The sequence below is a fragment of the Streptomyces sp. NPDC055025 genome (assembly GCF_053608565.1).
The window spans coordinates 1-19727 of sequence record NZ_JBSGVS010000037.1 but is presented as its reverse complement, the minus strand read 5'-3'; the positions used below and the strand labels follow the sequence as shown (position 1 = coordinate 19727).

Here is a 19727-nt window from a genome sequence, read left to right as displayed (position 1 = left end):
ATCGCAGGGGTGGTCAACGGGGGCTGTCCTGCCAGGTCCTCGGGCCCGGGAAGTCCCGTGACCGCTCGGGGCGGCGCCACCGGGCCGCGGCCCGCGCCCGCCCCTCGGTCTCCGGCGGCGCGGCGGTGAGGCGCTGGAGCAGGACCGCGGTGATCGCGCCGAGCTCGTGCAGGTCCGGCTCGCCCTTCTCGATCCGCAGGAGGAGCGGTGCGTACGCGCGGGCCGGGCCGTCGCTCACCGGTCCGACCGTCGGCGCGGTCACTGCGGCGGGTTCCCGTGCTTGCGGCGCGGCAGATCGGCGTCCTTGCGTTGCAGCATCGCGAACGCCCGGATCAGGACGGCGCGGGTGCTGCCGGGATCGATCACATCGTCGACGAGTCCGCGTTCGGCGGCGTAGTAGGGGTGCACCAGCTCCCGCCGGTACTCCTTGATCTTCTGCTCGCGAGTGGTTGCGGGATCCTCCGAGGCGGCGATCTCCCGCCGGAAGACCACGTCGGCGGCGGCCTCCGCGCCCATGACCGCGATCTCGTTGGTGGGCCAGGCGAGCGCCAGATCCGTACCGATCGAGCGCGAGTCCATCACGATGTAGGCCCCGCCGTAGGCCTTGCGCAGAATCAGGGAGATACGCGGGACCGTGGCGTTGCAGTACGCGTACAGGAGCTTCGCGCCGCGCCTGATGATGCCCCCGTGCTCCTGGCTCACGCCGGGAAGGAAGCCGGGCACGTCGACCAGCGTCAGGAGCGGGATGTTGAAGGCGTCGCAGAACTGAACGAATCTGGCGCCCTTCTCACTCGCGGTGATGTCGAGGACGCCGGCCAGCGCGGCGGGCTGGCTCGCCACGACCCCGGTCACCTGCCCGTCGAGCCGGGCGAGCGCGCAGACCAGATTGGGTCCCCACTGCGCGTGCACCTCCAGGTAGTCCTCGTCGTCGACGATCTCCGCGATCACCGTGCGGATGTCGTAGGACCGGTTGCCGTCGAGCGGCACCAGGTTGAGCAGCCGGTCGACCCGGCGGTCTGCCGCGTCCCCGGCGGGCACGGCGGGCGGCAGCTCACGGTTGTTGGACGGCAGCATCGACAGGAGGGAGCGCACCTCGGCGAGGCAGGTCTCCTCGTCGTCGTAGACGAAGTGCGCGACCCCCGAGACCCCGCCGTGGACATCGGCGCCGCCGAGCCCGTCCTGCGAGACCTCCTCGCCGGTCACCGTACGGACCACGTCCGGGCCGGTGATGAACATCTGCGAGATCCCGCGGACCGCGAAGACGAAGTCGGTGAGCGCCGGGGAGTAGGCCGCGCCCCCCGCACACGGGCCCAGCATCACACTGATCTGCGGGATGACTCCCGAGGCCCGGGTGTTCCGCTGGAAGATCCCGCCGTAGCCGGCCAGCGCCGACACGCCCTCCTGGATACGCGCGCCCGCGCCGTCGTTGAGGGAGACCAGCGGACAGCCGGCCGCCATGGCCATGTCCATGATCTTCTGGATCTTCTGTGCGTGGGCCTCGCCGAGCGCGCCGCCGAAGATCCGGAAGTCATGCGCGTAGACGAACACGGTCCGGCCCTCGACGGTGCCCCAGCCGGTGACGACACCGTCCGTGTGCGGCCGCTTCGTTTCGAGCCCGAAGCCCGTCGCCCGGTGCCGCCGCAGCGGCTCGACCTCGGTGAAGCTCCCGGGGTCCAGCAGGAGGTCGACGCGCTCGTACGCGGTCAGCTTGCCCTTGGCGTGCTGGCGCTCGGTGGCCTCGGGATCGGCCCCGAGCCGCGCCAGCTCCTTCAACTGCTTGAGCTCGCCGAGCTGGTCGGCGATGCTCGGCGGTCCTTGAACCGTCGTCATCGGTCCTCCTGTTGTCTCGTGTGCTCGCCCTGGGCGGTCAGCCCAGGAGGGTCCCGCCGCTCGCGTCGATGAACGCGCCGGTGATCCAGCGGGCCTCGTCGGTGGCCAGGAACGTCACCACGTCCGCGACATCCACCGCCTCGCCGACCCGTTTGAACGCCGAGAGCTGAGCCATCTGCTCCACGGCCTCGGGGATGTCGAAGACCGGGCTGCCGTTGTTGGTGATGCCGGGCGCCACACTGTTGACGGTGATACGGCGCGGGGCGAGATGCCGCGCGAAGTGCAGCGAGATCTGCTCGATCGCGCCCTTGGTCATCGCGTACGCGGTCTGCTCGGGGTTGGCGAACCTGGTCAGCCCGGAGGAGATGTTGATGATCCGGCCGCCGTCGGGCAACAGGGCCAGCGCGCGCTGCACGATGAAGAACGGGGCCTTGGCGTTGACCGCGAAGAGCTGGTCGAAGTGTTCGGGGGTGATGTCCTCCGGGGCCACCCCGGCGGCGGTCTGCCGGCCCGCGTTGTTGACCAGGATGTCGAGCACGGTCTCACCGGTCCGCTCCTTGAGCCCGCGCTCCAGACCGAGAAACAGTTCGTGCACATCACCGGGCACGCCGAGTTCGGCCTGTATGGCGAAGGCCCGGCCGCCCTCCCGCTCGATCAGCCCCACGGTCTCCTGCGCGGCCCGCTCGTCGGAAGCGTAGTGAACGGCGACCAGCGCGCCTTCCCCGGCCATCCGCAGCGCGGTGGCCCGGCCGATTCCCCGGCTCGAACCGGTCACCAGCGCCGTCTTGTTCGTGAGCCTGTCCATCCTGGTACTCCTGTCCCTTGGTGTCGTTGTGGGGGCTGAAGCAGCGGCGGGCGGTGGCGCGGCCGTGGTACCCGGAACGTCAAGGCCGCTGATCACGCGCGCCAGCCGGGCGCGGACGCCGTCGAACCGCATCAGCTCGGCGAAGGTCTCCCGGAGCGCGTCCACCTCGTGCCCGCCGAGCAGCAGGAAGGACTGCGCCTGGATATTGGTGAGTGTGCGAGCGCCGACGGCATGGCGTACCGCGTGGTAGCCGTCGAGTTGTTCCTCGCCCGCTCCGCCCGCGAACCGCTCGACGAGTCGCGCACCGAGTTCGGCCGCGTCCTGCAGACCGAGGTTGAGTGCCTGTCCGCCGACCGGCATCTGCGCGTGGGCGGCGTCACCCGCGAGGAGTACCCGGCCCCGGCGGTACCGGGCCGCCTGGCGCCGGGTGTTGTCGAAGGCGTTCAGCCACAGCGGTTCTCCGTGGCCGATGTACTCGCCCGTCACCTCCGCCCACGCGCCGACGACCTCGGCGAAGTCCGGTTCGCCGGCGCGTGTGCGGGGCGCGGCCCCGAACACATGCACCATGACCCGGGTGCTGCCGTCCGGCCAGCGGTGTGCGGTGGCGAGTCCGTTCCGCAGCCGTTCGAACCGTCGCTCCGGGATGTCGATCCCCGCGACATCGGCCCGCAGCATCTCCCGGGTCGCGTCCTGGCCGGTGAAGTCGAACCCCGCGAGCCGCCGTACGGTGGACCGCCAGCCGTCACAGCCGGCCACGTAGGAGCCGATCGTCTGCTCCTTCGCCCCGTCGGCCCTGACGGTCTCGACCAGCACCTGGCCGCCCCGGTCGGCCAGGCCGACCAGCCGCCGTCCGCGCCGTATCTGCGCTCCCAGCTCGACGGCCCGTTCCTGGAGCACCGCCTCGATGCGAGCCTGCGGGCACTTCCACTGCCCGGCGTACGGATGGCCGGGGTCGGCCCGGGTCAAGTCGAGCCGAATGCCGCCGAAATGCCCCGGCCCGCCGTCCGGGAGTTCCCCGAGGCGGTCGAGGATGCCACGCTCGGCGAACACCTCCATCGTGCGGGCGTGCAGGGTGGACGCCCGCGACTCGGTCATCGGCTCGGTCAGCCGCTCCACCACGATGGTCCGCACGCCCCGGGCGCACAGATCACCGGCGAGCAGCAGCCCGACCGGGCCCGCGCCGACGACCACCACATCGGTGCCCACGGGGGCGGGGGACGTCTGGGCGGACATCGGTCAGCGCCGCGCTTCCGCGTACTCCTTGGCGTGGCCGAGTGTCGCCCGGCTGTTGGCGCCGAGCGCCTCACGGATGAACTCCTTGGCTTCCGCAATGCCCGCGTCCGGACCGAGGACCGCACCGATGTTCCCCGCGTTGATCACCACGGTGTGCTGGGAACTGGCGGTGGTGACCCCGTCGGTCTCCTCGTCGAACTGCCAGTACCCGGTGTGCAGGGTCATCAGCGCGGGCAGTGTGGTCTGCTTGTAGGCGATCCTGCGGTGCGGGAGGCACACCCGGACCGATTCCGTGGTGTGCGCGGAGCCGTCCCGGGTGAGCGTCTCCATGCGCAGTACCTGGAGACCCGGGGTGTCCTCGGTCAGATTCACCTTGGCCACGTGCGGGAGCCGCTCGGTCCACAGATCGGCGTCGTTGACGAAGCTGTAGAGGTCCTTGGCGGAACCGCCGACCTGGACGGAGTCCACGAAGGAGAGCGTCAGCTCCGCGGTCCGCGTCGCCTCCTCGAGTCCGGCCTTGAGCGAGGGGAGTTCGGAGCGGCTGTTCTCGTCGACGGCACGGTCGACCCAGGCCAGCCCTTCCGGATCGTCGTCGACGGCCCGGTACTCGTGCCGCAGGCGCAGCCGGGTCTCCCGGTCACCGCGCGGCTCCATGATCCAGGTGCCGCTCATCTCCGCCACCGGGGGCGCGGTGACCTCCTGCCGGAAGGTGATGCGCAGCCCCTCCGGGTCGAGTTCGCGCAGCGACGTCCAGTTCTTCGCCTCGCCGTTGGCGGTGGCCCAGATCCGTATCCGTTCCCGGTTCCCGTCGCGCTCCACGTACTCGACGTACACCGACGGCGGGAACAGCCTCGGCCAGTTCTCGACCTCCGCGAGCAGGCGATAGACCTCGCCGGCGCCCGCCTGGACCGTGATCTCGTGTTCGACCTTGCGGCCGGCTTGCTCGGACACGCGTTTCTCCTTACACCGTCACGTCATCGGGAATCGCATATGCGGGCCCGGGGGCCCGGGGTCAGAAGTTGCCGAGCCCTCCGCAGACGTTCAGCGCCTGCGCGGTGATCGAGCCGGCGAGATCGGAGGCCAGATAGCCGACCAGGCCGGCGACCTCCTCGGGCGTCGAGTACCGGCCGAGGGGAATCTTGGCCTGGAACTTCTGCAGGATCGCGTCCTCGGTGGTGTCGTACGCCGCCGCGTAGCCCTGCCGGACCCGCTGGGCCATCGGCGTCTCCACATAGCCGGGGCACACGGCGTTGACCGTGACACCGGTCGGAGCGAGCTCGTTGCCGAGTGCCTTGGTGAAGCCGACGACGCCGTGTTTGGACGCGGAGTACGGCGCGCCCAGCACCACGCCCTGCTTGCCCGCCGTGGAGGCGATGTTGATGATCCGGCCGCGGTCCTTCGCCCGCATGCCGCCGGCGTTGAGCACCTCGCGGGTCACCACGAACACACTGGTGAGATTGGTCGCGATGACGTCCGACCACAGCTCGTCGGCGAGGTCGGCGGTCACCCCGCCCCCGCTGCGGCCCGCGTTGTTGACCAGCACGTCGATCGTCCCGTACCGGGCGACCGCGGCCTGCACCAACTCCGCGACATCCTCCTTGGAGCGTACGTCGGCGGTGGTGCCGTCCACCTCCAGCCCCTCGCCCTGCAGGCTCTTGACCGTGTCAGCGACGGCCTTCTCGTCACGGGCGCAGAGGAACACCCGGTGTCCCTGCTCGGCGAGAAGACGGGCGGTGGCGAGACCGATCCCACTGGTCGCACCAGTGATCAGGGCGGTCCTGGGCGCGTTGTCAGTCATGATGGCGTCCTCCGGTCAGACGGCCCGCGCGGCGGGCAGATGGGCGTTGACGAGATCGATCAGCGCGCGCGGGGTGACCGCCTCCGCCAGCGCCGCCTCGTCCAGGCTGATGCCGTACTCCCGCTCGATCCGGCCGGCGGTCTCCAGCATCGCGAGCGACTCGTAACCGAGATCGGTGAACGAGGTGTCGGCGATGTCTCCGCCGAGGTCGACGTGCTCGTCCGCGCCCGCGCCCTCCAGGAGGATGGGCACCAGCTTGTCGAGGGTGAATTCCGTGTCGGACATGTCCGGTCCTTCGTCAGAGTTGAGAGCGGTCCACGGCCCGCAGGACCATGGCGGAGTTGAATCCGCCCTGGCCGCGCGCCAGTACAAGGGCGGTGCGCGGTGCCGCCGGACGCGGCGTACCGGTCACCAGGTCGATCTCGTACCTGCTCGACAGCGTGGAGCCCACCGTCGGCGGGATGATTCCGTCACGCATCGACAGGAACGCGGCGGCGAGGTCGAGCGGCGAGGCGCCGGAGTAGAGCCGGCCGGTCGTCGTCTTCGGCGCGGTCACCGGCACCCCGTGGGGTCCGAAGACCTTGGTGATCGCCTCCGCCTCGACCCGGTCGAGCTCCGGGATCGCGGCGGCGTCCGCGAACACCACTCCGATGTCGCCGGGGGCCAGACCCGCGTCCTCCAGGGCGAGTTCGATCGCGTGCTGCAGCGTCGGCGTCCGGTCACTGCCGGGCCGGGGATCCACCGTGGACGCGTGGCCCGCGATTTCACCGTAGATGTGCGGAGCGTCGCGCTCCAGGGCGTGTTCGGCGCTCTCCAGCACCAGCAACGCCCCGCCCTCGCCGGGGACATGGCCACCGGCCCGGTCGTCGAAGGGCAGATACGCCCGCTCCGGATCCTCGCTGACACTCAGCCGGCCGCTGGTGAGCTGGGCGACCCACCCCCATGGGCAGATCGACGCGTCGACCGCGCCGGAGATCACCATGGCGGTGCCCTTGCGGATCTGTCTGCGGGCCTGCGCGACCGCGTCGAGTCCGCCCGCCTGGTCGCTGACCACAACACTGCTCGGTCCGCGCAATCCGCTGCGGATGGAGATCTGACCGCTGTTGACGGCGTAGAACCAGGCGAAGGACTGGTACGCGCTGACATACCGGCCGCCCTTGCTCCACAGCGCCCTGAGCTCGTTCTGGCCGAACTCGAAGCCACCGGAGTGGCTGGCCGTGATAACCCCGACGTCGTAGTCGGGCAGTTCCTCCGGGACGACGCCCGCGTCCGAGAACGCCCAGTCGGCGCTGACCAGGGCGATCCTCGTCATCCGGTCGGTCTGCGGAAGCAGCCGGCCGGGCAGGTGGTCCTCGGCGGCGAACCCGGTGATCTCACCCGCCAGTCGCGCCGGGTAGGACGAGGGATCGAACCGGGTCACGCGGCCGATGGCGTTGCGGCCGGCCAGCGTCGCCGACCAGTACTCCTCCAGACCCAGCCCCGTCGGCGCGGCCACCCCCAGTCCGGTGACCCAGGTCTTCGTGGTCATCGTGTGCTCCGCTCGGGGTTCGCCAGCACGACCGCGCTCTGGAATCCGCCGAATCCGCTGCCCACCGACAGCACCGCATCGGTCTTCCAGACGCGGGCGGTCAGCGGTACGTAGTCCAGATCGCACTCGGGATCCGGCTGGTGCAGATTCGCCGTCGGGGGCACCACGTCGTTCGTCATGGACAGCACCGAGGCGGCGATCTCGATCGATCCGATGGCACCGAGGGAGTGCCCGACCATCGACTTGATGGAGCTGACCGGCGTCCGGTAGGCGTGCTCGCCGAGGCTGCGTTTGAACGCGGCGGTCTCGTGCCGGTCGTTCTGCTTGGTGCCTGAGCCGTGCGCGTTGATGTAGTCGATGTCCTCCGGGTTGAGCCTGGCCTCGTCGAGCGCCACCCGGATGGCCTCGGCCATCTCCTTGCCGTCGGGACGCAGACCCGTCATGTGGAACGCGTTCGAACGGGTCGCGAAGCCGGCCACCTCGGCGTAGATCCTGGCACCGCGGGCGCGGGCGCTCTCCAGCTCCTCCAGTACGAACACGGCCGCGCCCTCGCCCAGGACGAACCCGTTGCGACTCGCGTCGAACGGCCGCGAGGCGTGCTCGGGATCGTCGTTGCGGGGAGTTGTGGCCTTGATCGCGTCGAAGCACGCCACGGTGATCGGGGAGATGGGCGCGTCGGCCGCGCCCGCGATCATCACATCGGCCGAGCCTTCCCTGATCACGTCCGCCGCGTAGCCGATCGCGTCCAGACCGGATGTGCAGCCGGTCGAGATCACGGTGCTCGGCCCCTCGGCGCCTACGGCCCACGCGACCTCGGTCGCGAACGAGCTGGGCACCAGATAGTTGTAGAGATGCGGTACGGCGTAGTCGTGGTCGACCAGTTCCAGCCGGCCGCCGTCGCTGACGACGCGGTACTCCTGATCCAGGCCGGTGGTCGCCCCCACCGCGCTGCCGATCGTGACCCCGGTACGGTGGGGGGTCAGCGCGTCGAAGTCCAGCCCGCTGTCGGAAACCGCCTCGCGGGCGGTGACCACGGCGAACTGCGCGGCCCGGTCCATCCGCCGGATCTCCTGCGGGGTCAGCCCGGACAGTTCGGTGTCGAAGTCGACCTCCGCGGCGACCTGTGAACGGAACGGCGACGGGTCGAAGAGGGAGATACGGCGGGTGGCGGTCCGTCCGTCGGTGAGCAACTGCCAGAAGCCCTTGACGCCCGAGCCGCCCGGCGCGGTCACCCCGACACCGGTGATCACCACCCGACGGCCCCGCGCGCCGCTCATGACGCCGTCCAGCTGTAGAAGCGACGGGCCATGGCGTCCGCGGGCGAGCGCCAGGTCGTGGGGTCGTAGGCGTCGATGTGGGGCTTGAGGTCCTCGCTGATCCGGATGAACCGGGGATCGGTCTTCGCTTCCTCGATACGACCGGCGCCGTTGTCCTCGCCGAAGTCCTGCAAATGGAAGTAGAGGCCCTGGTACTCGAAGAGCTGGCGGCGCCGGGTTCCCATCCGCGCCGGCATCTCGGTCCCGTCGAAGGCGCCGAAGATCTCCGCAACGTCCCCGGCTGACCCGAGGGCCATCCTGGCCACGATCAATGTGCTGTGCATGCTTTCCCTCTCCTCGTCATCGTCGCGGCCCGAACCAGCGGTCCAGGGCCATCGGTAGGTCGGCGTGGCTGCCGGGAGCGGTCCAGGCGACATGTCCGTCGGGGCGCAGCAACGCCGCCGAGATCCCCGTCGGCGGTCCGTCGGACGGGGTGTCGCGGACCGTCGCCGTCACGATGTCGACCCGGTCGGTCCACCTCTGCGCGCGCCGTCGCAGAGCGGCGTTGTCGTCCAGATCGAGGAGCACTCCGCGGGCCGGCCGCAGAAGTTCCCAGGTGGTCGTGTGCTTGTTCCCGCGGACCAGTTCGAGCTGCGGCATCCGTGCTCCGAGCAGCGGGTTCCCGCCGCCGCCGACGTCGTACTCGATGTCCAGGCCGCTGACCTTGGCGGCCAGATGGCGCTCGGCCTCGGACCGCTCCAGCAGCTCGCCGAGGACCTCACGGAGCGGACCTGCCTCGTCACCGCCGAGGATGAGCGTGCTCTGCGCCCGGGTGTTCAGCAGCAGCCTGCGGCCGACCTCGTACCGCTCGCCGTGGTAGCTGTCGAGCAGTGCCTCGGAGTGTGTTCCCCGTACCACGGCGGCGAGTTTCCAGCCCAGGTTCACCGAGTCCTGGATGCTGGTGTTCATCCCCTGTCCGCCGGCGGGGAGATGGACGTGCGCGGCGTCACCGGCCAGCAGCACCCGGCCGCGCCGGTACTCGGTGACCTGACGGGCGGCGTCACTGAACGCGCTGACCCATACCGGCTCCGCCATGGAGATGTCGGTGCCGGTGAGGCGCTTCCAGACATCGGAGACCTCGGTGAAGTCGGGCGCTCCGGTCCGCCTCCGCGGTGGCGTCCCGCGTTCCCCGACGATGATCCGGTGGATCCCACCGGGCAGCCGCGCCACCATCACCATGCCGCCGGCGGTCTGCTGACCGGCCATACGGGGTTCCAGCTCGACTCCCCGGACATCGGCGAGGAAGAGTTCCGTGGTGGCGGGGGTGCCGGGAAAGTCGAAGCCCGCGGCCTTGCGGACGGTGCTGCGCCCGCCGTCGCAGCCGACCAGATACCGGGCCCGCAGCGCCCGGTCGCCGCCCCGCACGGTGACGCTCACTCCGTCGGCGTCCTCCGTGAGCCCGGTGAACTCCTGCCCGCGCCGGATGTCGGCGCCCAGATCCCGGGCCCAGCTTTCGAGCACGGCCTCGGTCGTCGACTGCGGCACGGCCTGCGCGGATCCATGGGCGGCACCCAGCACGCCCAGATCGAGCGGCAGGCCACCGAAGTGCCCCGCCTCGCTGGTCTGGATCTCGCCGAAGCGGGGCAGCAGACCCCGCTGGTCGAATACCTCCATGGTGCGGATGGTGAACCCGATACCGCGTGACTCCCCGGTACGTGCGGGCAGCCGGTCCAGCACGATGACATCGACGCCTGCCAGGCGCAGTTCTCCGGCCAGCATGAGCCCGGCGGGCCCAGCACCGACGACAATGACTGAAGCGTCCATATGATTCTCCACGAGTGACGGCGTCGGCTTCGGCGGAACCAGCAGTCTCAAGCAGTGGTCCGGCTCCGGAAATGACTCGGCGGCTTCCCGGTGTTCAGGAAGAAGCCGCTCATCACGGTGATCCCTTATTGCTTCTCGACATTGGAAGCGATCCGCGCCAGAACATCGTTGGCAGCGAGGAACTCGGCCTCGGAGATACCGGCGAGCGATTCGGCCGCGTGGGCATTGACCAGCGATTCGGCCCGCTCGTGCGCCGCCGCGCCGGATTCGGTGAGCGTGAGGGAGCCGTCCTTCTCCGCGACCCAGCCGCGGCCCTCGAACCCGTCGACGACCGGCCGGTACGAATCGGCCCCGTCGACGGCCAGGAAGGGAGCGAACGCGTTGTCGATACCGGCGACGGTGTCCACCTTGATACTGATCGCGTGCAGCACCTGCCACTGCCGCCGATTCAGATTCTCGCCGGACAGCGCGCGGGCGGTCGATTCGTCGAACAATTGATGCAGATACAGAAGCCAGTAACCGATACGCTTCGTGGTGTTCTGCTGGAGCATGGAAATTACCTCCCCGGTACGGCGAGTTGCGCATACGGACCTGCGGACGATCACCCGCGACCAAGGCATTCCTGCCGTCGAACCGAGGCGCGGCCCTGCCGATCAGATCCCCGACCCGCTCCAAGGAGTTATCGATACGGCGTGGAGAATCTCGAATCGAGCTGATGAGTTCGCGATCGCCGGGGGTTCACAGTCGATCACCTGACAGCCTTACTCTGGCATCTTCGGTCAGTGGGCTACAAGGGGAGACCTGACAATCTACGGTGGAACCGCAGGGTTTGAGAGTCTACGGTGGAACGCAGGTTTCATGACGAGGTGGACCGGTCGGTCCTCCTCGTATTCCGTACCTCCGTCAGTTCCGTCCGCGACAACGGAAAGCGCCGCTCACCTCGGTGAAGATGAGCGGCGCTCCGAGCGGCTTCCGGGCCCCCTATGAAACAGTGTCCATCGCCGTGACGAGTTGCCGCCGGCCGGAGATACCGAGTTTCCGGTAGACGCTGGAGAGATGGAACTCGACCGTACGAACCGTCAGAAAGAGCGTCTTCGCGATCTGCCGATTGCTGTATCCGGCACGGGCGAGTTGGGCGATCTTGTCCTGTTGCCGGGTGAGCAGACGGGCGGTGTCGGAGCCACTCTGGAGTCCCAGTGCGCCCCGGACGCGCTCCGACCAGAAGACATTGCGGCACTCGCGCGCCACCGCGTCGGCGGCCTCCAGCCGGCCCCGTCCCCCCGGCACATCGTTCTGCCGGAGAAGCAGCATGCCCAGGTCGTAGAGGGCCTGGATCAACTCGGTGCGGGCACGGCCCACTTCCAGCAGTTTGACGGCCTCGTCGAGCAGGGGCACCGAGGTCTCGTCCCGGCGCGACACCGCCACGGCGTGCAGTGCCGTTCCGATACCGCGCGGCGAGCCCCACTTCCTCGCCGCGATGAGCTCGTCCTCGGACAGCGCGAGCGCCAGATCGTATCTGCGGGCCGCCAGCGCGGCGAACGTGGCCTTCGAACGCCAGGGAATGACCGCGGGGTTGGCGACATTGAGGGCGTTCAGAATCCGGCCGCAGTCCATGTACGCGTCGACTGCCTGCTGGAACTGGCCCATCGCCGCGTGAAGAGCGCCACGCGCGGCCAGGATGTGGATCCGGTCCGGCAGACACGCGTCGAGACGATCGGCCAGTCCGTGGTCGAGCAGTACCTTGTGGGCGCTGTCGAGTTCGCCGATCTGCACGAACGCCTCGACCAGCCAGGCGACCGCGAGACAGGTCAGCGACCTCGACGTTCCGCGGGTGAGCAACGCACCGAGCATGCCCGACGCCTGACGCGCGTCCCCCGACAGCAGGAGACTGCGCGCGCGCAGCAGCGTGAGCAGATCCTGGTGACAGGCCGAAGCGACCCAGACGGGGTCACTGGCCAGCCGTTCGCACTGCGCGTCCGCGGACGCGAGGTCGCCGGTGTAGAGCAGCGTCAGGATCGCCAGCCACATGGAATACGGCTCGCTACGCAGCGCGTCCGTGCCGAGGACCCAGTCCGTCTCCGTGGCGACCATCGCACGGTTCGCCCCGAGGTTGGCCAGTTCGATGTTGCGCAGGACCAGACGCTGCCCGTTGGACGGTAATCGCTCATCGTGGTCCAGGATGGAAGCCGCCGGTATATAGGTGGTGGTGTGCCCTTGGTGGGAGACCGGCCCCGGGGGTGCGCAGCCCCTCCCGCTCTTCGCATCGCGGCCCGCGGTGCCTCGGGGGCGCGATCCCACAGGGGCCGCCCGTTCAAAGAGCAGCTTCGGATCTTCGCTGATGACGCGCCCTTCCTGGAGTGACCTGTGGTTTTCCGGGTGCCGGACCGTCTGGCGACCCCGAGGGGCCTTGGTGGCACGCGCCTCCGCGGCTTCACGGCCTGAGGTCGGCTCCGCGCGGCACAGTGCCACAAAAGATCTCTCATCGGGCGGAAGCAAGGAACTCTCCTTGACGTGGTGAATCGCTCAACACCGGCGCAATCGGCCACTGTCGTCGGCTGTGGAGGGATGGCAGAAGCGTCTCTCTGTCGCGCGTCCGTAGAACCGGAGCGCCGACTGCCCGACGCGCATCGTCGCGGACGGACTGGGAGGCTGGGAGGGGGCCGGGCGGGAAAGACGTGGACGACATCGGTCCGGCAGTCGGGGCCGGTCGGGCATATCGCAGGGCGCGCCGCCCGTGTCACCTGTCGGTGATGACCGAGGGGCGTCATTGCGTTCGACTACGAACGGACAGCACTGTCCGGTGCAGCCGGGGGGAATTCCTTCGTGAGGGTCGTCCGGACGGAGTGATGCGGGACGGCACCACCCGTGCGCGGGAGCCTTGCGTTGCCGATCCTCGGGTCCGTGAACCACCTCTACGAAGAACGCGGAACTGCAAAGTTGTCGTTCGACTGTAAATCAGGGCATGGCATATACCAAGCCCCACCCGGCGGCAAGCGCCAGAGTGGCCGATTCCATCCCGTCCTCGTCCGTACCGCGAAAACTGACACCGGCCCTGTCCTGCCAGCTCAGTCCCGACAAATGCGCGTATTCATGAACGGCTCTCGGCGTCCGCCCGCCGGTCTCATTGGTCTACCTGCGGCACCTTCTCCCCCGCACAGTGCCGGTTCTGGTCTTGCGTGCGGCGACTGGGCAGTTCGCCGGTGGCAACTCAACGGCGGTGTCCCGGCCGAGAAATCCTGGTCCATGCCGCACCACGAGCCTTCTCAGCCATACCTCGGGCGTTCTTACGGATCCCCCGTAGGTTCTGCGATCAACTCTTGTCGCATGCAAACAGGCATGTCAGCATCGTGCTGCCGGCAAATAAGCAGATCGTCCCCCCAGGGCTTCGCATTCGATCGCGTACTCAATGTTTCCACGACGATGCGAACAGGAAAAGGCCGATGTACTCGAAAGTTTCCGCGAAGTAAACGCCTTGCGAAACAGCCTGCCCGCCTGTCCGCGACATCAGGTTTCCGGAAGATTTCCGATATCGAGATGATGTCGCTGCTCGGCGGGGAACGCGAAAGAGAATGGAATGAGTGAAACCGCCTCGCCGCTGATTCTGCTTCCAGGGCGTCAGCGAGCCCGGCGCCAAGCTGACGGGCCGTCGTACCGGCGACGCACATATCGTCACGCCGGAGTGCCACCCCAGGCGGATCGGTGGCCCTGGCCGTCTTGAGGTTCCCGGCCGCGGAAGACCTCCAGGAGTGCCTCCTCGAAACCAGGGGACCGACACGAAAGGCCTCATCGTGCGCAAGGTGCTCATCGCCAACCGAGGCGAGATCGCTGTCCGCGTCGCCCGTGCCTGCCGGGATGCCGGGATCCTGAGCGTAGCCGTCTACGCCGACCCGGACCGGGACGCCCTGCACGTCCGCGCGGCCGACGAGGCGTTCGCCCTGGGCGGTGACACCCCGGCAGCCAGCTACCTGGACATGGCCAAGGTGCTCCAGGCCGCGAAGGATTCGGGCGCGGACGCGATCCACCCGGGCTATGGATTCCTGTCCGAGAACGCGGAATTCGCCCAGGCGGTCCTGGACGCCGGGCTGACCTGGATCGGCCCGCCGCCGCAGGCCATCCGCGACCTCGGTGACAAGGTCGCCGCCCGCCATATCGCACAGCGCGCCGGCGCCCCCCTGGTGGCCGGCACCCCCGACCCGGTCACCGGCCCGGACGAGGTCGTGACGTTCGCCGAGGAGCACGGTCTGCCGATCGCCATCAAGGCGGCCTTCGGCGGCGGCGGACGCGGCCTCAAAGTCGCCCGTACCCTCGAAGAAATCCCCGAACTCTACGACTCGGCCGTCCGCGAGGCGGTCGCCGCCTTCGGCCGCGGCGAGTGCTTCGTCGAGCGCTATCTCGACAAGCCCCGCCATGTCGAGACCCAGTGCCTGGCCGACACGCACGGCCATGTCGTGGTCGTCTCCACCCGCGACTGCTCCCTCCAGCGCCGTCACCAGAAACTCGTCGAGGAGGCCCCCGCCCCCTTCCTGACCGACGCGCAGAACGCCGAGCTGTACACGGCGTCCAAGGCGATCCTCAAGGAAGCGGGGTACGTCGGCGCGGGCACCGTCGAGTTCCTCGTCGGCACCGACGGCACCATCAGCTTCCTGGAGGTCAACACCCGCCTCCAGGTGGAGCACCCGGTCACCGAGGAGGTCACCGGCATCGACCTGGTCCGCGAGATGTTCCGGATCGCCGACGGCGAACCGCTCGGCTACGACGACCCGGCCGTGCGCGGACACTCCTTCGAGTTCCGGATCAACGGCGAGGACCCCGGCCGCGGCTTCCTCCCCGCCCCCGGCACGGTAACCACCTTCACCCCGCCCACCGGCCCCGGCGTCCGGCTGGACGCGGGCGTCGAGTCCGGCTCGGTCATCGGCCCGGCCTGGGACTCCCTGCTCGCCAAACTGATCATCACCGGCGCCACCCGCGAACAGGCCCTTCAGCGCGCGTCGCGCGCGCTCGACGAGTTCACGGTCGAGGGCATGGCCACCGCGCTGCCCTTCCACCGCAAGGTCGTCACCGACCCCGCCTTCACGGCCGACCCGTTCAGCGTCCACACCCGCTGGATGGAAACCGAGTTCGCCAACGACATCCCGGCCTTCACCTCTCCCGCCGGCACCGGCCCCGACACCGACGAGGAACCCGGCCGCGAGACCGTCGTCGTCGAAGTCGGCGGAAGACGCCTCGAAGTCTCCCTCCCCACCAGGCTCGGCATGACCCTGGCACGCACCGGCCTCGCCGCCGGCGCCAAGCCCAAGCGCCGCGCCGCCAAGAAATCCGCCTCGGCCGCCTCGGGCACCACCCTGGTCTCCCCGATGCAGGGCACGATCGTGAAGGTCGCCGTGGAGGAGGGCCAGGAGGTCAAGGAGGGCGACCTGGTGGTCGTACTGGAGGCGATGAAGATGGAACAGCCCCTCAACGCCCACCGCACGGGCACGATCAAGGGCCTCGCCGCCGCGGTCGGCGCCTCCCTCACCGCCGGCGCCACCGTCTGCGAAATCAAGGACTGAACCGAATACGCCGACCTCCTCGGAGGATGGAGGACCCGACCGGCGATCGGCATTCACCCGTACGGGACCGATTGGTCTGCTACAGTCGGAACATGCCCCGGAAACCTGCTCCCGATACCCGCGAGCGCATTCTGGACGCCGCTGCCGATCTCTTCGACCGGCGGGGCGTGCACGCGGTCGGAATGCAACAGATCATCGACGAACTCGGGTGCGGCAAGCAATTGCTCTACCGGGAGTTCTCCAGTAAGGACCAGTTGGTGGTGGCCTATCTCGAGCGGTCCGCCCGAGCCTGGGAACAGACCGTGGTCGCCGTGTGTGCCGCGGTGGACAAACCGGAGGACCAGTTGGTCGAACTGGTCCGAACGGTCCAGGGCATGGCGCCGAACACGAGGGGCTGCCCACTCCGCAACACGCACGCGGAATTTCCCGATCCCGATCACCCGGCACATCAGGTTTCCCTGAAGCATTTCCAGGACGTGCGCGAGCAATTGCGTGAACTCGCACGCCGGACTCCGGCCGCGGACCCGGACAAGCTCGGCGACCGGATCATGCTGATCATCGACGGTCTCTACGTCAGCGGGTCGACCTTGGGTCCCACCGGTGCCGCGGCAACGGCCGTCGGACTCGCCCGGGACGTGGTTCAGGCAGAAATCGCCGCCGCGGCCGTCTGATTCTTTTTCCATTGCTCGCCCGGTGGTGGAGTCTGCCCTGGGGCGGGAGATTTTCTGCAGCACACAATTTTCCACTCAGTGCTCCGAGGAGGATCACGATGAAGACCATTGTCGTAACAGGGGGCACCTCAGGGATCGGGCAGGCGCTCGCGCACACCTATCTCGACCGGGGTGATCAGGTCGTCATCCTCGGCCCGGATCCGGCGAAGGGGAAGAAGTTCCTCGACAGGGCGGAAAAGACGGGCGCGGCCGACCGGGCCTTCTTCATCGAGGCCGATCTCAGCCTCGTCAGCGAGAACCAGCGCGTCATCGGGGACATCAAGACGAGGTTCACGGCGGTGGACGTCCTCGTGTTATGTGCGCGGTATTTCCGTACCTATCGAACGGTGACTCCGGAAGGATTCGAGCACAATTTCGCGTTGTACTACCTCAGTCGGTACCTGCTCGGATACGGCTTGGCCGACCAGATGGACAAGGCCGACCGTCCGATCATCATGAACATCGCCGGCCCGGGTGCGGGAACCGCGGGCATCCAGTGGAACGACCTCGGGCTGAAGCACGGCTACGACGGCTGGTCGGCCATGTTCCAGGGTGGACGGCTGAACGACCTCCTCGGCGTCTCGTTCGCCGAGGAGAGCAAGGGGCATCGCGCCCGGTACGTACTGCTGTTCCCCGGTGGGACACGCACCGGTTTCGCGGGCGACTTCGACCCTGCCACCGCGGCCTACGTCGACCGGATGAAGAACGCCGCGCAGCCGGTCGAGTTCGCCATCCCCCCGATCGTCGAGATCATCGACGCTCCGCCCCGGGAACCGCTGAGCGCCGTTGTGGAGGGCACGCCGCTCAGTCTCCTCCGCCCGGCTTTCGACAAGGACGCCGCGGCACGGCTGGAGAGCATCACGCGGGAGCTGTTGCACAACAAGCTCAGCGCCTCATAGCGAACGGTCCCTACGGGACAGCCCTCAGGAGACATCGCGCCGGCCCGATCGGTCTGCCGTCTTCGGTGAGCCGGCGCTCGACTGCACGCGCATTCCCGCTGAATGACCCTCGTGTCGTCAGGAAGGTAGCGAACGCCATGACCGAACCGGTGTCGATGCCCCACAACCACCGCCAGGGGGAGTGCCCGTTCCGCCCCGGCCCCGATCTCGTCGAGCTGCACCGCGACCCGTCGCTGCACCGGGTTCCGGTGCCGAACTCCCAGCTCGGCGAGGTCGGGGCCGTCCTCATCACCCGCGAGGACGATGCCCGCGCGGTGTTGTCCGACGCTCGCTACGAGGTCGGGTTCGCCTTCGATCCGAACTGGACCGGCCCGCGCTCGGTGATGAACCAGCCGGGCGTGCTGCTCAACTACGACGGGGACGAGCACACCCGGTATCGCCGGATGCAGTCCGGAGCCTTCACGATGAAGAGGATCCGGGCGCTCAGCGGCGTGATCGGGCAGATCGTCGAAGAGCATCTGGATGCCGTGGAGAAAGCCGGTCCGGGCGTCGACCTGATCAAGACGTTCGCCGAACCGCTGCCCCTGATCGTGATCTGCGAGTTACTGGGGGCGCCACTCAAGGACCGAAGCGGCATCCTGGAGCGCAGTTCGATCGCGAGCAGCGTCGACACCACGCTGGAGGTCCAGCAGGACAACTTCGCGGCGATGACCGATTACATGGCCGAACTGGTCGCGGCGCATCGGCGGGAGCCGGGTGACAACATCCTCGGGGACCTGGTTCGCAAGCACGGCGCGGAGTTGAGCGACGACGAGCTGGTCGGCATGGGGCTCGACGTCCTCGTGGCCGGACACGGCACCCTCTCCGGCATGATCGGGCTCAGCGTGCTGGCGTTGTTGTCGCACCCGGAGCAGCTCGCGATCCTGCGTGACGACGATTCGCTGTCCGGCGGCGCCGTCGAGGAGTTGTTGCGACTGCTGGCGGTGGCGCCCCCACTGGTGAGGCAGGCGAACACGGACCTTTCGGTCAACGACCAGGAGATCCGCGCCGGGGAGCATGTCGTCGTCTCCACGCTCATGGCCAACCACGGCGCCGTCCTGTCGTCCCCCGCCGACGCGCTCGACCTGCGCCGCAAACCCGTGCCGCATCTGGCCTTCGGCTACGGCCGGCATCAGTGCGTCGGCCAGCAACTCGCCCGCCTCGAACTTCGCCTCGCGCTGCCCGCGCTGTTCCGCCGCTTTCCGGACCTTCGGCTCACGGTGCCGTTCGAGGACATCACGTACCGCAGCGAATCACTGGTGTTCGGGGTCAAGAGCCTTCCCGTCGCGTGGTGATCCGCCGGTGAATCCTGTGGGACAGCCACAGGGGCGGCGACCGCCTGCCGGCTTTAGCTTGAGGACAGGGTTTCTCTACGACGCACGTGAACTGGAGGACACATGAGTGAGCCACGGCGGGTAGCGTTGATCAGCGGGGCGGGCCGGGGCATCGGCGCGGCGACCGCCCGGGAACTGGGGCGACGCGGATACCACGTGGTGGTGAACTATCGCGAGAACTCGGTCGCCGCGCAGGGTGTGGTCAGCGACATCGAGGAGGCCGGCGGCTCCGCGGAGGCGCGGCAGGCCGACGTCTGTGACGGTGAGCAGGTCAGGGATCTGGTTCGGCACGTGTATGCCGCCCACGACCGGATCGATGTGCTGATCTGCAACGCCAACACGGTGAACCCGCCGTTCGAGCCGCTGCTCTCCTTGTCGTGGGACGCGTTCATCGGGAAGGTCAGCGGGGAGCTGGCGGGCGCCTTCTTCCTCACCCAGAACGTGGTGCCCGCGATGCAGAAGCGAGGTGCGGGGCGGATCGTCTATATCTCCAGCACCGCCGCGGATTGGGTCGGCAGCGTCGCGGCGCACTCGACCGCGAAGGCGGCGCTGAACACGTTCAGCCGCCACGTCGCCGCGACGGCCGCGCAGCACGGGATCACGGTCAACACGGTCGCTTTCGCGACGGTACGAACAGACGCGACGGCCGGTGTGCTCAACGACGAACTCCGCAAGTACACGGAGGAGCGCTCGGTCCTCGGCAGGGTGTTGGACGCCAACGACGCGGCCAGGACGGTGGCAGCCGTCGCCGACGAAAGCTTCGGCGCGGCGGTCGGCCAGATAATCCGGGTGGACAGTGGCTACGACGTCCTCGACCAGCAACTCCACGCCACGACGAAGTTCTTCCAGTGACTCGGTGGTGAAGTCGGAAAGCGGAACGTAGGGAAGGCCGGGGGCGAGATTCCCCCCGGCCTTCCCTACG

The 19727-nt window shown here is 68.7% G+C and carries 17 protein-coding genes; 5 read left to right on the top strand and 12 right to left on the bottom strand.

Translation table 11 applies throughout. The features are described from left to right. Nucleotides 1-13: 13 nt before the first annotated feature. The 12 genes from ACWGDX_RS22595 to ACWGDX_RS22540 form a co-directional block, all read right to left on the bottom strand. Nucleotides 14-238, bottom strand: a complete 225-nt coding sequence (locus tag ACWGDX_RS22595) for an acyl-CoA carboxylase subunit epsilon (protein ID WP_453628162.1) — start codon at nt 236-238, stop codon at nt 14-16. 20 nt (nt 239-258) lie between these two features. Further along, nucleotides 259-1830: an acyl-CoA carboxylase subunit beta gene (locus tag ACWGDX_RS22590; protein ID WP_453628160.1), complete on the bottom strand. Its 1572-nt coding sequence runs from the start codon at nt 1828-1830 to the stop codon at nt 259-261. Nucleotides 1831-1867: 37 nt separating this feature from the next. Continuing rightward, nucleotides 1868-3868: an SDR family oxidoreductase gene (locus ACWGDX_RS22585; RefSeq protein ID WP_453628159.1), complete on the bottom strand. Its 2001-nt coding sequence runs from the start codon at nt 3866-3868 to the stop codon at nt 1868-1870. A 3-nt stretch (nt 3869-3871) separates the two neighbouring features. Further along, the gene (locus tag ACWGDX_RS22580; RefSeq protein WP_453628157.1) at nt 3872-4819 is read right to left on the bottom strand and encodes an aromatase/cyclase; all 948 of its coding nucleotides are present in this window, start codon (nt 4817-4819) and stop codon (nt 3872-3874) included. A 61-nt stretch (nt 4820-4880) separates the two neighbouring features. Beyond that, on the bottom strand, nt 4881-5666 hold the full coding sequence (gene fabG, locus ACWGDX_RS22575; protein WP_453628155.1) for a 3-oxoacyl-ACP reductase FabG: 786 nt from the start codon (nt 5664-5666) through the stop codon (nt 4881-4883). A 15-nt stretch (nt 5667-5681) separates the two neighbouring features. Further along, the gene (locus ACWGDX_RS22570) at nt 5682-5951 is read right to left on the bottom strand and encodes an acyl carrier protein (RefSeq protein ID WP_453628153.1); all 270 of its coding nucleotides are present in this window, start codon (nt 5949-5951) and stop codon (nt 5682-5684) included. 13 nt (nt 5952-5964) lie between these two features. Beyond that, on the bottom strand, nt 5965-7194 hold the full coding sequence (locus ACWGDX_RS22565) for a ketosynthase chain-length factor (RefSeq protein ID WP_363084203.1): 1230 nt from the start codon (nt 7192-7194) through the stop codon (nt 5965-5967). Next, nucleotides 7191-8471 carry a beta-ketoacyl-[acyl-carrier-protein] synthase family protein gene (locus ACWGDX_RS22560; RefSeq protein ID WP_382853760.1) on the bottom strand — a complete coding sequence of 427 codons (1281 nt, stop codon included), beginning with the start codon at nt 8469-8471 and terminating at the stop codon, nt 7191-7193. The genes ACWGDX_RS22565 and ACWGDX_RS22560 overlap by 4 nt, the downstream gene beginning before the upstream one ends. Then, entirely contained in the window at nt 8468-8794 is a 327-nt protein-coding gene (locus tag ACWGDX_RS22555; protein ID WP_453628151.1) for a TcmI family type II polyketide cyclase, read from the bottom strand. The genes ACWGDX_RS22560 and ACWGDX_RS22555 overlap by 4 nt, the downstream gene beginning before the upstream one ends. Nucleotides 8795-8810: 16 nt before the next feature. Then, nucleotides 8811-10274 carry an FAD-dependent monooxygenase gene (locus ACWGDX_RS22550; RefSeq protein ID WP_453628149.1) on the bottom strand — a complete coding sequence of 488 codons (1464 nt, stop codon included), beginning with the start codon at nt 10272-10274 and terminating at the stop codon, nt 8811-8813. Nucleotides 10275-10399: 125 nt separating this feature from the next. Further along, nucleotides 10400-10825, bottom strand: coding sequence for a MarR family winged helix-turn-helix transcriptional regulator (locus ACWGDX_RS22545; RefSeq protein WP_363084199.1), 426 nt, complete (start codon nt 10823-10825; stop codon nt 10400-10402). A gap of 430 nt (nt 10826-11255) precedes the next feature. Next, on the bottom strand, nt 11256-12572 hold the full coding sequence (locus tag ACWGDX_RS22540; protein ID WP_453628147.1) for a response regulator transcription factor: 1317 nt from the start codon (nt 12570-12572) through the stop codon (nt 11256-11258). A 1490-nt stretch (nt 12573-14062) separates the two neighbouring features. Here ACWGDX_RS22540 and ACWGDX_RS22535 point away from each other — a divergent pair. The 5 genes from ACWGDX_RS22535 (at nt 14063) to ACWGDX_RS22515 (ending at nt 19657) form a co-directional block, all read left to right on the top strand. After that, nucleotides 14063-15823 (top strand): ATP-binding protein, encoded by a 1761-nt coding sequence (locus ACWGDX_RS22535; RefSeq protein ID WP_453628145.1) that lies wholly within the window; start codon nt 14063-14065, stop codon nt 15821-15823. 92 nt (nt 15824-15915) lie between these two features. After that, nucleotides 15916-16494 (top strand): TetR/AcrR family transcriptional regulator, encoded by a 579-nt coding sequence (locus ACWGDX_RS22530; RefSeq protein WP_453628143.1) that lies wholly within the window; start codon nt 15916-15918, stop codon nt 16492-16494. A 98-nt stretch (nt 16495-16592) separates the two neighbouring features. Then, on the top strand, nt 16593-17432 hold the full coding sequence (locus ACWGDX_RS22525; protein ID WP_453628141.1) for an SDR family NAD(P)-dependent oxidoreductase: 840 nt from the start codon (nt 16593-16595) through the stop codon (nt 17430-17432). Nucleotides 17433-17497: 65 nt separating this feature from the next. Next, a complete protein-coding gene (locus tag ACWGDX_RS22520) occupies nt 17498-18766 on the top strand; it encodes a cytochrome P450 (RefSeq protein ID WP_453628139.1) in 1269 nt (422 codons plus the stop codon). Between the two features lie 102 nt (nt 18767-18868). Beyond that, nucleotides 18869-19657, top strand: a complete 789-nt coding sequence (locus tag ACWGDX_RS22515; protein WP_365904947.1) for an SDR family oxidoreductase — start codon at nt 18869-18871, stop codon at nt 19655-19657. Nucleotides 19658-19727 lie beyond the last annotated feature (70 nt).